This window comes from Phytobacter sp. MRY16-398 (genome assembly GCF_003925915.1).
Taxonomy (GTDB): Bacteria; Pseudomonadota; Gammaproteobacteria; order Enterobacterales; family Enterobacteriaceae; genus Phytobacter; species Phytobacter diazotrophicus.
Genome location: NZ_AP018756.1, coordinates 2,246,398 through 2,259,043, shown reverse-complemented (window position 1 = coordinate 2,259,043; position 12,646 = coordinate 2,246,398). Strand labels below are relative to the sequence as shown.

The 12,646-nt window shown below is 53.5% G+C and carries 13 protein-coding genes; 1 reads left to right on the top strand and 12 read right to left on the bottom strand.

Annotation, left to right across the window (positions count from 1 at the left end; translation table 11 throughout):
• Nucleotides 1-36 precede the first annotated feature (36 nt).
• The 5 genes from nagZ to hinT are packed head-to-tail and all read right to left on the bottom strand — an operon-like array spanning nt 37 to nt 3,278.
• Nucleotides 37-1,062 (bottom strand): beta-N-acetylhexosaminidase, encoded by a 1,026-nt coding sequence (gene nagZ / locus MRY16398_RS11025; protein ID WP_125125652.1) that lies wholly within the window; start codon nt 1,060-1,062, stop codon nt 37-39.
• 2 nt (nt 1,063-1,064) lie between these two features.
• Nucleotides 1,065-1,889 carry a thiamine kinase gene (gene thiK, locus MRY16398_RS11020; protein WP_125124356.1) on the bottom strand — a complete coding sequence of 275 codons (825 nt, stop codon included), beginning with the start codon at nt 1,887-1,889 and terminating at the stop codon, nt 1,065-1,067.
• On the bottom strand, nt 1,870-2,532 hold the full coding sequence (lpoB, locus tag MRY16398_RS11015) for a penicillin-binding protein activator LpoB (protein WP_041851715.1): 663 nt from the start codon (nt 2,530-2,532) through the stop codon (nt 1,870-1,872). Before lpoB ends, thiK begins: the two co-directional genes overlap by 20 nt.
• Nucleotides 2,533-2,542: 10 nt before the next feature.
• Nucleotides 2,543-2,917: a YcfL family protein gene (locus MRY16398_RS11010; protein ID WP_041851716.1), complete on the bottom strand. Its 375-nt coding sequence runs from the start codon at nt 2,915-2,917 to the stop codon at nt 2,543-2,545.
• A gap of 1 nt (nt 2,918) precedes the next feature.
• Complete coding sequence (hinT, locus tag MRY16398_RS11005; RefSeq protein WP_090087896.1) at nt 2,919-3,278, bottom strand: purine nucleoside phosphoramidase; 360 nt, start codon at nt 3,276-3,278, stop codon at nt 2,919-2,921.
• A 335-nt stretch (nt 3,279-3,613) separates the two neighbouring features.
• Between hinT and fhuE the strand changes: the two genes are divergently transcribed.
• Nucleotides 3,614-5,794, top strand: coding sequence for a ferric-rhodotorulic acid/ferric-coprogen receptor FhuE (gene fhuE, locus MRY16398_RS11000; RefSeq protein WP_125124355.1), 2,181 nt, complete (start codon nt 3,614-3,616; stop codon nt 5,792-5,794).
• Between the two features lie 181 nt (nt 5,795-5,975).
• Here the strand turns inward: fhuE and ptsG are convergent, their stop codons facing one another.
• The 7 genes from ptsG to tnpA form a co-directional block, all read right to left on the bottom strand.
• Nucleotides 5,976-7,409, bottom strand: a complete 1,434-nt coding sequence (gene ptsG / locus MRY16398_RS10995) for a PTS glucose transporter subunit IIBC (protein ID WP_041851719.1) — start codon at nt 7,407-7,409, stop codon at nt 5,976-5,978.
• Between the two features lie 299 nt (nt 7,410-7,708).
• Nucleotides 7,709-8,503, bottom strand: a complete 795-nt coding sequence (locus MRY16398_RS10990) for a metal-dependent hydrolase (protein ID WP_125124354.1) — start codon at nt 8,501-8,503, stop codon at nt 7,709-7,711.
• 10 nt (nt 8,504-8,513) lie between these two features.
• A complete protein-coding gene (gene holB, locus MRY16398_RS10985) occupies nt 8,514-9,518 on the bottom strand; it encodes a DNA polymerase III subunit delta' (RefSeq protein WP_125124353.1) in 1,005 nt (334 codons plus the stop codon).
• Nucleotides 9,515-10,156: a dTMP kinase gene (gene tmk / locus MRY16398_RS10980; protein WP_041851722.1), complete on the bottom strand. Its 642-nt coding sequence runs from the start codon at nt 10,154-10,156 to the stop codon at nt 9,515-9,517. The genes holB and tmk overlap by 4 nt, the downstream gene beginning before the upstream one ends.
• The gene (yceG, locus tag MRY16398_RS10975; protein WP_041851723.1) at nt 10,146-11,168 is read right to left on the bottom strand and encodes a cell division protein YceG; all 1,023 of its coding nucleotides are present in this window, start codon (nt 11,166-11,168) and stop codon (nt 10,146-10,148) included. The genes tmk and yceG overlap by 11 nt, the downstream gene beginning before the upstream one ends.
• A complete protein-coding gene (pabC, locus tag MRY16398_RS10970) occupies nt 11,165-11,980 on the bottom strand; it encodes an aminodeoxychorismate lyase (RefSeq protein ID WP_125124352.1) in 816 nt (271 codons plus the stop codon). The genes yceG and pabC overlap by 4 nt, the downstream gene beginning before the upstream one ends.
• 143 nt (nt 11,981-12,123) lie before the next feature.
• Nucleotides 12,124-12,558 (bottom strand): IS200/IS605 family transposase, encoded by a 435-nt coding sequence (tnpA, locus tag MRY16398_RS10965; protein WP_107224832.1) that lies wholly within the window; start codon nt 12,556-12,558, stop codon nt 12,124-12,126.
• Nucleotides 12,559-12,646: the final 88 nt, after the last annotated feature.

Here is a 12,646-nt window from a genome sequence, read left to right as displayed (position 1 = left end):
ATCCTCACCCTACTCCAGTACCCCGCCCACAAAGGTTCACTGAGCCGACTTGTATTCCTGCCAACGCGCATGGAGTTGCTCCAGTTCACGGTTGGCAGCCTTCCAGCGTTCAGATCTCAGCAATTCCTGACGGGAAAATGAACCTTTATGATACAATTTCGTAACACGCTCTGCTTTGATCGGCGACAGGTTATCCAACACACTCACTGCGCCCTTACGATTATTACAGACCAGGATCATATCGCAACCTGCATCCAGCGATGCCTGTCCACGCTCAGCATAGCTGCCCATGATCGCCGCGCCTTCCATCGATAAATCGTCTGAAAAAATCACGCCATCAAAATTGAGTTCACCACGCAGCACCGTTTTCAGCCAGTAGGGAGAACCGCTGGCCGGGCGCGAATCCGCATCCGTATAAATAACGTGCGCAGGCATAATCGCATCCAGCTTGCCCTGTTCAATCAACGTGCGGAATACCGCCATATCTTTGCTGCGGATCTCCGCCTGAGCACGCGGATCGCGCGGCGTCTCTTTATGTGAATCGGCCGTCACAGCACCATGTCCCGGAAAATGCTTACCGGTGGTTTTCATGCCCGCGCTGTGCATACCATCAATGAAACGTCCTGCGATAGAGAGCGCTTTTGCCGGATCTTCATGGTAAGAGCGTTCGCCAATCGCCGCGCTGATATGGCCCACATCAAGCACGGGCGCGAAACTGATGTCGATATCCATCGCAATCATCTCGCTTGCCATCAGCCAGCCCGCCTCTTCTGCCACTCTGCCGCCCTCTTCCATTCCCAGCAGTGCTGCAAAAGATTGTGCTGCCGGCAGTTGGGTAAATCCTTCACGAAAGCGCTGGACCCGCCCCCCTTCCTGATCGACCGCGACCACCAGGCGATGATGCGACGCGACGCGGATCTGGCGGACCAGTTCGCGCAACTGCGCCGGATCGTGATAATTGCGGGTAAACAGAATCAGGCCACCCACCAGCGGATGCGCCAGAATTTCGCGCTCTTCCGCATCCAGTTCGTAGCCTTGCACATCTAACATGACCGGACCCACACTCACCTCTCTTTTCCTTTCATCTTTAACTGGCGCCATGCATCATCGGCCAGCGTTATAAATTGTTGATCGCCCGTCTGCTGCAAACGGCATTCAAACCAGCCCGCCATCAACATTGCTATCCACGGACGCCAGCGAACGACCTGGCGCCATAATTGCGTTTCATCGAGCATGGCACAGCGTGCGTATTCAGCCACCAGTTCACGGCGCTGATGCTCACTCCCGGTCCAGACAGCTGCCAGCTCCATCGCGATATCACCGTCACCGGCATACTCCCAGTCGATCAACCGCAACCCGTCCTGGCTGTGCACCAGGTTACCCGCATGGACATCCATATGTAATGGAGCCAGTCGCAAGGGTAGCGGCTCGCCCTGGCGCCTGCGTGCTTTTAATTGCTGCAGCCAGAACAGCGTACGGCGCGACGGCAAACATTGCTGCCAGTACGTTTCCAGTAAAGGCAACAGGTTAAGACGCCAGCCAAAGGGAGGACAGCGATGCAGATCATACAGTAAGGCCGCCAGGTTATGGCTATCCGGCAAACTGCTTTGTACATCGCCTGGAATATAATCTACCGCCATCCAGCCTTTTGCGAAAAAATAGGGCTGCGGCGCGATGTGGCGCGGTAATCGTTTAAGCGCGCGATACTGGCGCAGAAAGGGTGACGATGTCGCCTGATGCTGTTGACGTAAAACCAGACGATGATGACCGTTGCTGATAAGACAACTCCCGCCACTCAGGCCAGTATCCTGGCCTTCGACGGGAGCATAATGCGGGAAATAGCGTGACAACAGCGCGTCACGCGTAAGATTATTGTTGCTGAACCGCACCTTTACCTGACCAGACAATTTCGCCAGTCTGCACCAGCATCAGTTGCATTTGCAGCGTCGGCGCATTGGCATTACCTGTCGCACTGGAATACAGCACGTACTGGGCCCCTACATTGCGGGCAATACCAATAGCTTTACTGCGTGTACCGAGACTATCCTGCGGTGACAGGCCCAGTTGCTGCTTGGCAATTGACAGTTGCTGCGCCGAAACCAGCGTAAACTTGCCATTGTTGGTCAGCGCGCTGCGCAGGGTTTCAGTTGCTTCGCTGGTGTTCACCGAACCGTTTGTCCGGTTGTTCACACTGTCAACGAGCAGTACGTTACCCGCCGAGGCTCCGCTCGCCTGCAACATTTTACCCATCATCGGCTGTACGGCGCTGTTCCAGTCATAGTGACGTTCACGCGGCGTCGGCTGAGTCGTTTGATCAGGGTGTTCGATTGGCCCTGGTTGCTCCGGGATCGACGGAACAGACGGCACCGTCGGTACAGGTTGCGACGGCTGCGGTTGCTGCGGAACAGGCTGTTGTGGCGTTGGGTTCGCTTGTTCAACTGGCGCGGGTTCTTGCTCGCCGCGCGTAATACACCCGGAAAGGATAACGGCCACTGTGGCCAGCAGCGCGAAACGTCCTAATGTTTTAATCAATTTTCACCCCTTATAGATAGAGATAAAGTCTGACCTTGTGCGCACCCAGGAAATTTGCATTTCCATAAAGTGTGACAGCGGAGTGCGCCGGGATCGTGATCCTACGCGGTTCTTCGAGCGGGTGCATTTCCAGGCCTCTGGCGTCGTACCAGTAAAAACGGTAATTGATGGTTACCGGCTGCGCGCGTTCATTGAACAGGCGAGACGAGGCAGAGGGCTGGATTTCCTGCGTGCTCAGCGTGGGGGAGTCAGCGGTGATACCTGCGGCCAGAACATTGGCTTCCATCACCAGCGTTTGATCGTTGGCCACCGGGATCGCAGGACGCGAGCCACAGCCGACTAACGCCAGGGCCGTCACCAGAAGTGCAACGCGTCCGTTGATCATATCACTCGCCTTTATGTGCCAGCATCGGGCCTAAGGGGCGACCACCCAACAAATGCATATGGATATGCCAGACTTCCTGTCCGCCGTGGCGGTTACAGTTCATGATGAGGCGATACCCATCTTCCGCAATACCCTCAGCACGGGCAATTTTTGCCGCTACGGTCATCATCCGTCCCATCGCCTGTTCATGCGCTTCGGTAATGTCATTAGCGGTAGGAATGAGGATATTCGGCACAATCAGAACATGCGTCGGAGCCTGGGGAGAGATATCACGGAAAGCGGTAACTAATTCATCCTGATAGACGATGTCCGACGGAATTTCCCGACGGATAATCTTACTAAAAATGGTTTCTTCGGCCATGACGTTTTCCTTTTTATACGCGCGGGCGAAACCGCCCCATCACGAGATACAGTGTAGAGTATGAGCGAGATTCTCCGGCTGTTTCAACTATAACGCTCTTTTTCTTCAAGATTTCGCCACCGGCTGGTGGTGTTATAACCAACCCTTACCCATAACCGCGTTAAATCAACCACTCAGCCACGGATATTACATCTGTTTACATCTCAAGTATGAATGCGTATATTTCGCATTTGCATTTTCATGCGCGTTTATTAACTGAAAAATAAAAACAGACCGGACGCCGACAATGCATCGCGATCCGGACAATCCCGTTCACATACCATTAAGGGTTAATAATGTCTTTCACCATTAACGCCAGGAATGAGCAGCGTCCGTTTAACAGCGCGCCATCATTGCTGGCCGTTTGTATTGGGCTCGCGTTGACACCAGCCGCAGGTTTTGCAGCATCCACATCCGGCACTGATGAGACCGTTATTGTTGAAGGCGCATCCGGCGACCAAAGCGATACCCACCAGGACCAGGACTATAGCGTTCAGACCACCACCACCGGCACAAAACTGCTGCTCGTGCCGCGCGATATCCCGCAGTCGGTAAGCGTTATTAGTCAGCAGCGTATGCAGGATCAGAACCTGAACTCAATCGGGCAAGTATTGACCAATACCACCGGCGTCACCGCGCAGGTACAGGACAGCGATCGCACCGTGTTTTATTCACGTGGCTTCTTTGTCAGCAACTACGCCTACGACGATCTTCCAACCTCCATTAGTGAAGTCTGGAACTTTGGCGACACCGCCGCCGATACCGCCATCTATGACCGTATTGAAGTGGTACGCGGCGCGACGGGTCTGATGTCCGGTACTGGCAACCCGGCGGCCTATGTCAACATGGTGCGTAAGCATGCGGATAGCACTGAATTCAAAGGTAACGTGTCCGCCACTTACGGTAGCTGGGATAAACAACGTTATATCCTTGATCTGCAGGCTCCGCTGACCGAATCGGGCAAAGTACGTGGCCGCGTCATTACCGGTTACCAGGATAATGACAGTTGGGTGGACACATACCACTACCGTAAGAAATTCATCTACGGTGTTGTTGATGCTGACGTAACCGACAGCACCACCTTATCGCTGGGATATGAATATCAGGAAAGTCAGACTGACAGCCCCACCTGGGGCGGTCTGCCGACCTGGTACGCCGATGGCAGCAAAGCGAAATATGACCGCAGCACAACCGTTGCGCCAAACTGGGCCTATTCCGATAAAGACAACACCAAAATCTTCGCCAACCTGACGCAGCGTTTTGGCAATGGCTGGGAAGCGCATGTTAACGGTATGCATGCGGAAACCAATTTCGATACCAAAACGATGTATATGTACGGTTATCCAGATGAAGCCACAGGTCTGGGAATGGTCGGTTACGGCGGCTGGAACCGTGGTGAGCGTAAACAGGATGCCATTGATGCCTTCATGCGTGGCGGTTTTGACCTGTTTGGCCGCCAGCATGAGTTGATGTTCGGCGCGAGCTACAGCCGCCAGCGTAACCATTATGACAATTCCCTGCCGGACACGCCTGGGACGATTGTCGATGTGGGCTCATTCAACAGCGGCTGGAGTGGTAATATTGCCGACCCGGCATGGGCACCATGGGCGCTTTATAGCAAGGACGATATTCGTCAGTCTTCTGCCTACACCTCGGCGCGTGTCTCGCTGGCCGATCCACTGCACCTGATCGTGGGCGCACGTTATACCGAATACAATATTCGCTACAACCCGTCAGGTTCACCTTCTACCCGACTTGAAAGCACCAAAGACGATGTCACACCGTATGCAGGCCTGGTCTATGACATCAACGAAGACTGGTCCGCATACGCCAGCTATACCGAGATCTTCCAGCCGCAGGACAAACGTGACGCATCCGGGCGCTATCTCGATCCAACCACCGGTAAGAGCTATGAAGCGGGTGTGAAAGCAGACTGGTTTAGCACCCGCCTGACAACGTCCCTTGCCGTGTTCCGTATCGAGCAAGACGGTGTCGCCAGTAATACGTACACTTACATGCCAGGCGGGGAGTCCATCTATGAATCCCTGGATGGCATCGTCAGTAAAGGTATCGAATTTGAGCTGAACGGTGCGCTGACCGATAACTGGCAGTTAACCTTCGGTGCGACTCGCTTTATTGCCGAAGACAAGCAGGGCAAGGCAGTCAGTTCCGATCAACCGCGAACCAGCATGAAGTTGTTTACCCGCTATCAGTTGCCGGCACTGCCTGAGTTAACAATCGGCGGAGGGATAAACTGGCAGAACAAAGTCTGGACCGACGTGTCAGATACCCAGCGCGCAGAACAAGGCAGCTATGCACTGGTGAATCTATTCGGGCGCTATCAGGTCACTAAAGATTTCGCCGTCCAGGCAAACCTGAACAATGTGTTTGACCGTGAGTACTACGATTATGTAGGCAGCTATACCGTCTACGGCGCACCGCGTAATTTTTCCCTCAGCGCCAGCTATAGCTTCTGATGACGGTGTTCAGATGCTAACCCCTGCCCGTTAGTTCGCTGACGGGCTTTTTTATATCTCATTGCCCTTCACCTTTCTGACGTGACAGATGACCTTCTTATCTCATTTGCCTTAAATGTAAAACCCTTGAATGTAAAAAAGGCAGCCTTTCGGCTGCCTCAGTCTCCCCAGACTTTACGGCTTAGTTGCTACGGATGTACTCATCCATTTCGGTTTTCAGGTTATCGGATTTAGTACCGAAAATTGCCTGTACACCAGAACCAGCAACCACCACACCTGCCGCGCCCAGTTTTTTCAGACCAGGCTGGTCAACTTTTGCCACATCGGCAACGCTAACGCGCAGACGAGTGATGCAAGCATCCAGGTTAGTGATGTTTTCTTTACCGCCGAACGCAGCGACCAGTGCCGGAGCCATTTCGCTGGTTGCGCCAGCTTTAGACTCTTCGGACGCATCTTCACGACCCGGGGTTTTCAGATCCAGCGCTTTAATCAGTACGCGGAACACGGTGTAGTAAATCGCTGCATAGCACAGACCTACAACCGGGAACAACCACAGTTTGCTGCCGTTACCGGACAGGACGATGAAGTCGATCAGGCCGTGAGAGAAGGACGTACCGTCACGCATACCCAGCAGGATACAGATCGGGAATGCCAGACCAGCCAGAATCGCATGGATTGCGTACAGGATCGGCGCAACGAACATGAAGGAGAACTCGATCGGCTCGGTGATACCGGTCAGGAACGAGGTCAACGCTGCGGAGATCATGATACCGCCCACTTTCGCGCGGTTCTCTGGTTTAGCAGAGTGCCAAATCGCGATAGCAGCAGCCGGCAGGCCATACATTTTGAACAGGAAGCCGCCAGACAGTTTGCCCGCAGTCGGGTCGCCTGCCATGTAACGCGGGATATCGCCGTGGAATACCTGGCCTGCTGCGTTGGTGAATTCGCCGATCTGCATCTGGAAAGGAACGTTCCAGATATGGTGCAGACCAAACGGTACCAGGCAGCGCTCGATGAAGCCGTAGATACCGAACGCAACAACCGGGTTCTGGTAGGCAGCCCATTGAGAGAATTCCTGAATAGCAGTACCAATCGGTGGCCAGATGAAGGACAGCACAACACCGAAGATAATAGCGGCCAGACCGGAGATAATCGGAACAAAACGCTTACCGGCGAAGAAGCCCAGATACTCAGGCAGCTTGATACGGTAGAAACGGTTAAACATATACGCAGCGATGGCACCGGCGATGATACCACCGAGGACACCGGTATCTGCCAGGTGTTTAGCCGCGATTTCTTCTGCAGGTAAATGCAGTACCAGAGGTGCAACCACGGACATGGTTTTCACCATGATGCCGTAGGCCACCACAGCAGCAAGACCGGATACGCCATCGTTATTGGTGAAGCCAAGAGCAACACCGATAGCGAAGATCAGCGGCATGTTAGCAAAAACAGAACCGCCTGCTTCGGCCATTACGTGAGAAACCACTTCTGGCAGCCAGCTGAAGTTAGCAGACCCGACGCCCAGCAGGATACCTGCGATAGGCAGTACGGATACCGGCAGCATCAGCGATTTACCGACCTTCTGCAGGTTAGCAAATGCATTCTTAAACATAATTGAGAGTGCTCCTGAGTATTTGTGCTTTTTTTACGCTTTTTGCGCATTGGCACGGGGGGAGAACCGTGCTGTGAACAGGACATCTAAGTGCCCTTTATTTATTACACAGAGTAAAATAAATCCGCATAAGTTTGTTTGACGGCTATCACGTTTCAGTTAGCGCCAGAGGCAAAACTTTCATAGATTTACAAAACCCATTACCGAATGTGTCAAAAAAAGCGTTCACCGCCTCTTTTGTGGCGGTGAACTTTACTCTCATTACTTATTAATTACGAGCACTAAAATAAGCTGAAAATTCAGAGGGATTGCAGGCGGGCCGGATCGATATGGAAGAGTTTGGCGAAGTTTTCTGTGGTTTGTTGCGCCAGTTCATCGACCGAAACGCCCTTCAAAACTGCCATGTATTCAGCAACATCCCGGACATACGCCGGTTGGTTTTCTTTACCGCGATGAGGAACCGGTGCCAGATAAGGTGAATCTGTCTCCACCAGCAAACGATCGAGCGGAACGTAACGCGCCGCATCACGCAGTTGCTCCGCGTTACGAAAGGTGACGATCCCGGAAAACGAGATATAGAAGCCCAGATCTAATAACTGACCTGCCGTTTCCCTGTCTTCCGTAAAACAGTGTAGTACGCCTCCGCAATCCGTCACCTTTTCTTCGCGAAGGATAGCCAGCGTATCTGCCCGCGCATCACGGGTGTGAACAATTACCGGCTTATTCAGCTCACGACCAATACGGATATGATCACGAAACGATGCCTGCTGGCGGGTTTTGGTTTCCGGCGTGTAATAATAGTCCAGACCCGTTTCACCCATTGCCACAACGCCTTCTTCTGCGGCCATGCGGCGTAAATCTTCCACCGCATAGTCTTCATCCTGATTGAGCGGATGTACGCCGCAGGAAAAAGCCACATCGCTACGCTCTCCCACCAGGTCGCGCATACTGCGGTAACCCGGCAGTGTCGTCGCCACGGCGAGGAAGAATTTCACGTCGCGGGCCGCGGCTTTTTCTAGCGCGTCATTAACATCCGTATGTAACGACTGATAATCCAGGCCATCAAGATGGCAATGGGAGTCGACTAAAAACATAATCTCTCTCTTAGAAATGCTGTCCGGGCAACGTAGCGCCGGGTTGCAGGTAGCGCTCAATGCGTAATAAAAGGTCGGTCAATAACAATTCACGGTTGATGCCCACTACGGTCATCAACTGTTCGCGGCATTCAACCGCCGCGTGAAGGCAGGCTTGCAGGCGTTCGCCATTAAACTGGCTGGCAAGCTGGCGCACCAGCATTATCGCATCCATATTCGTCAGCAATGTTGCGCCCTGCTGAACCTTGAGGGCATCGAGCAGCAGTGTCGCCAGCCAGTGCAGGCGTTCGGCCACCTGTTCGTGGTTCAATATCGCCAGTAGCGAAAGCCAGTCGCCATTATTGAGTATCTGCCCAAGGGACTGACACAGCGCCTGACGCGGTGCGAGGTTGTCCGCCTGCAGCAGTTGCTCGGCCGCACCGGGTGCGCCGCCACACAGGCGTAATGCGCTGACAATGGTCTCTTGTGACGCGCTGTGCTCGCGAGCAAGCCAGGCGCAGGCATAGTTCTCGGCAGGCGGCGCGAGGTGATGCATCCGACAGCGGCTACGCAAAGTTGCCAGTAAGCGCGCCGGTTCGCGACAGCTCATAAAAAACCAGGTCTCTTTCGGCGGCTCTTCCAGCGTTTTAAGCAGGGCATTTGCCGCGGCGTCTGTTAAAAGCGCGGCGTCCTGAATCCAGACCACTTTAGCACCGCCAAGACGGGCGTGTTCATACAGTTTTTCGCTGACCTCGCGCACCGCGTCGATCCCGAGCGTGGTCTTGCCCTTTTCTGGTGCTAACGGGTAATAATCCGGATGCGTCCCCGCCTGCATTAACTGGCAGCCCCGGCAATGGCCGCAGCTTTTGGCATTTTCCGGATGCTGGCAAAGCAGATAACGGCTCAGCGCATAGATCAGCGCATCGTCACCCATTCCCGGTAGCGCGTGGACCAGCAAGGCATGATGTCCGCGACCGGCATGATAACTGGCGACCAGTTGCTCATAATCCGCTCGCAGCCACGGGTACCATCTCATGCGCCCTGCTCCTGCACCCAGGCGGTGACGGTCTGGCGGATATCCGCCACCACGTCTTCGAGCGATTGCGTGGCATCGATAGTGCGAATGCTGTCATCTGCCGCCGCCAGTTCAAGATAACGGGCACGTGTGCGGTTGAAGAAATCCAGAGATTCCTGTTCAATGCGGTCCAGCTCACCGCGAGCACGGGCGCGCTTGAGTCCGACTTCGGGCGTCACGTCCAGATAAAGCGTCAGGTCCGGGCGGAAATCACCCAACACCGCGTCGCGCAATGTTGCCAGCATGGTCTGGTCAACGCCACGTCCACCGCCCTGATAGGCTTGCGTAGAGAGGTCGTGACGATCGCCAATCACCCAACTTCCGTTGGCCAGTGCCGGTTTAATCACCGTCTCCACCAATTGAACGCGGGCAGCATAAAACATTAACACTTCGGCCTTAACCGTAATCGTCTCATCGCCAACAGAACGAATGTCCAGTACCAGGCTGCGCAGTTTTTCTGCCAGTTGCGTACCGCCCGGCTCGCGGGTGAAAACCATCTCCTCTACGCCCAGTTGACGTAGCGTGTCGACCACGACATCACGCGCGGTGGTTTTTCCTGCCCCTTCGAGCCCTTCAATGACGATGTATTTACTGCCCATTTTTTTCCTTAAGTACTTTTAAATAGTCCTGCACTGACCGATTGTGGCTCGCGAGATTGGTGTTAAATGTGTGACCACCCTTGCCATCAGCGACAAAATAGAGATACGGCGTTTTTGCCGGGTGCGCCGCGGCTTTCAATGAGGCTTCGCCAGGCGTGGCAATCGGGCCCGGCGGCAGGCCGCTGATGATATAGGTATTGTACGGCGTTGGCGTTTCCAGATCGGCACGTGACAACTTACCATTATACCGCTCCCCCATCCCGTAAATCACTGTGGGATCCGTTTGTAGTCGCATCCCAATTCGCAAACGGTTAATAAAGACCGATGCGACTTTATCGCGCTCGCTGGCCACTGCCGTCTCTTTTTCGATGATAGACGCCATCGTCACCATCTGGTTTTTATCCTGGTAGGGTAATCCCTCCATACGCCCTTCCCACGCCTGATCAATTGCCCGCACCATTTTTTGGTGCGCACGCTTGAGCAGTGCAATATCCGTGGTATTTGCGGTATACATCCAGGTATCCGGCCAGAACCACCCTTCTACCCAGTCCGCATGCTCGAAATCCAGCGCCTTCGCAACCGTCGCGTATTCATCATCTTTCAGGGTGTGCTTGATATAGGGTGCGTCACGCAGTTGCTGCAGATAATCACTTAGCCGCATCCCCTCAACCAGACGGAGTGGGAACTGCGCCTCTTTGCCGCTTTCCAGCAACTGGAGCATGTCACGCACCGTCATAGTAGGGGTAAACCGATAGGTACCGGCTTTAAAGTGCGAAAGATCAGGCTCCACGCGCAGCAACCACTGGAACACGCGTGGGCGGTTAATCACCTTCTCGCTATAAAGCTGTTCACCCAACGCAACGCGCCCAGTTCCTGCTTCCAGGGTAAAAATAGTCTCCTCTTTAATGAGAAGCTTACTGTCGGCCAACTGGCGAACTTTCCATATACCCGCGCCTGCCGCAATCACCAGAACCAGCAGAAGGAGAAGTACAACGCGCAACATTTTTTTCATGACGATATCGGATGCTCACAAAGAGGGGCTAAAAATTGGTACAACTCCCGGGAAGTCCAGCTTATGCCCTCCCACGCGCGCACGGGGATCACGAGCATTAATGCATTACAGATGATGACTTCATCAGCAGTGTTAAGTGCATCTGGCGACGCATTGATTTCGACAACGCGATAGTCGGAAGATGCCAGTTGGCGCAGACAAAATTGCCGCATGATGCCATCAACGCCAGCCTGACTCAGGTTTGGGGTAAAGACATCGCGGCCTTTGCGCCAGAAAATATTCGCGGCACAGCATTCCGTAACCCACCCTTCACTGTCAAGAACCAGCGCCTCGTCACCGTGAGATTGCTCAAGATAACGGCGGATCAGGACCTGCTCCAGCCGATTGAGATGTTTGATGCCGGCAAGATGCGGATTGCGCCCCAGACGTACCGGGCTGAGTGACAGCGTAACCCCCTCTTCTCGCCAGCGAGTGTAATGCGTCGGATACGCAGAAACGCTGAGAATACGTGTCGGACTCTGGCACCCGGCTCCGCTATAACCACGTCCACCACCGCCCCGGCTGATAATTGCTTTCAGAACCCCACTCGTCCTTCCCGCGGCGAGACGACGCATTTCGTCTTCCAGCGTTTTCCACTGGTTAAAAGGGATAAAGAGCCTGTCACAGGCGAATTTCAGACGATGCAGATGTTCAGCCAACAGACTGATAGTGCCGTTGTCGATACGCGCCGTCGTGAAACAGCCGTCGCCAAACTGAGTCGCTCTGTCATTTGCGGCAAGAAATGTCTGCTCGCAACCATTAATCAACAACATAGAGGCTCCTTATGCGTGGCTGATTAGTGTGGCAGGACACTCTGCGCAGGACAAGCGGAGAAAACTGAGTAAAAGACCACCTTCTTAGAAGGTGGCTTTTTAGAATGCCCCCTATAAGGGGGGCTACTGTCTCATTCCTGTTACTACTCTAGCAATTCCATCTGCTGTTCATGCATTTGTTCCTTTTTCTCCTGATGCCTCACATATCTCCTGATAATTTCTTCATTCACTCCCACCGTATCGACAAAGTAGCCACGGGACCAAAAATGGTTACCCCATAGTTTCTTTCTTATATGTGGAAAACGATTGTAGAGCCTGATTGCACTGCGGCCTTTCAGATGCCCCATCAGGGTTGATATCGAGATTTTCGGCGGGACTATTACAACCAGATGTACATGATCTGGCTGAACATTTAACTCCAGAACCTCACAATCTTTTATTCCGCATAGGATGTAGATTGTCCTGTAAAGTTCCTTGCCCAGATTATCTTTCAGGATCCTGAAACGGTACTTTGGCGTCCATACTATGTGGTATTTGCAACGCCAATATACATGTGATGAACTCCTGTAAAGCCCCATGTCGGTTTGTCTCCTTTTACTTGTGGTGAGTAAGCAGAGATATTCCGGCATGGGCATTCTTCAGGCTATAGCCTTACAGGATCAATCA

What these genes read in the sequence shown, in the direction of transcription:
- ptsG (WP_041851719.1), bottom strand. Translation starts at nt 7,409, where the DNA reads ATGTTTAAGAATGCATTTGCTAACCTGCAGAAGGTCGGTAAATCGCTG.
- tnpA (WP_107224832.1), bottom strand. Translation starts at nt 12,558, where the DNA reads ATGGGGCTTTACAGGAGTTCATCACATGTATATTGGCGTTGCAAATAC.
- fhuE (WP_125124355.1), top strand. Translation starts at nt 3,614, where the DNA reads ATGTCTTTCACCATTAACGCCAGGAATGAGCAGCGTCCGTTTAACAGC.
- yceG (WP_041851723.1), bottom strand. Translation starts at nt 11,168, where the DNA reads ATGAAAAAAATGTTGCGCGTTGTACTTCTCCTTCTGCTGGTTCTGGTG.
- hinT (WP_090087896.1), bottom strand. Translation starts at nt 3,278, where the DNA reads ATGGCCGAAGAAACCATTTTTAGTAAGATTATCCGTCGGGAAATTCCG.
- tmk (WP_041851722.1), bottom strand. Translation starts at nt 10,156, where the DNA reads ATGGGCAGTAAATACATCGTCATTGAAGGGCTCGAAGGGGCAGGAAAA.
- MRY16398_RS11010 (WP_041851716.1), bottom strand. Translation starts at nt 2,917, where the DNA reads ATGATCAACGGACGCGTTGCACTTCTGGTGACGGCCCTGGCGTTAGTC.
- MRY16398_RS10990 (WP_125124354.1), bottom strand. Translation starts at nt 8,503, where the DNA reads ATGTTTTTAGTCGACTCCCATTGCCATCTTGATGGCCTGGATTATCAG.
- pabC (WP_125124352.1), bottom strand. Translation starts at nt 11,980, where the DNA reads ATGTTGTTGATTAATGGTTGCGAGCAGACATTTCTTGCCGCAAATGAC.
- holB (WP_125124353.1), bottom strand. Translation starts at nt 9,518, where the DNA reads ATGAGATGGTACCCGTGGCTGCGAGCGGATTATGAGCAACTGGTCGCC.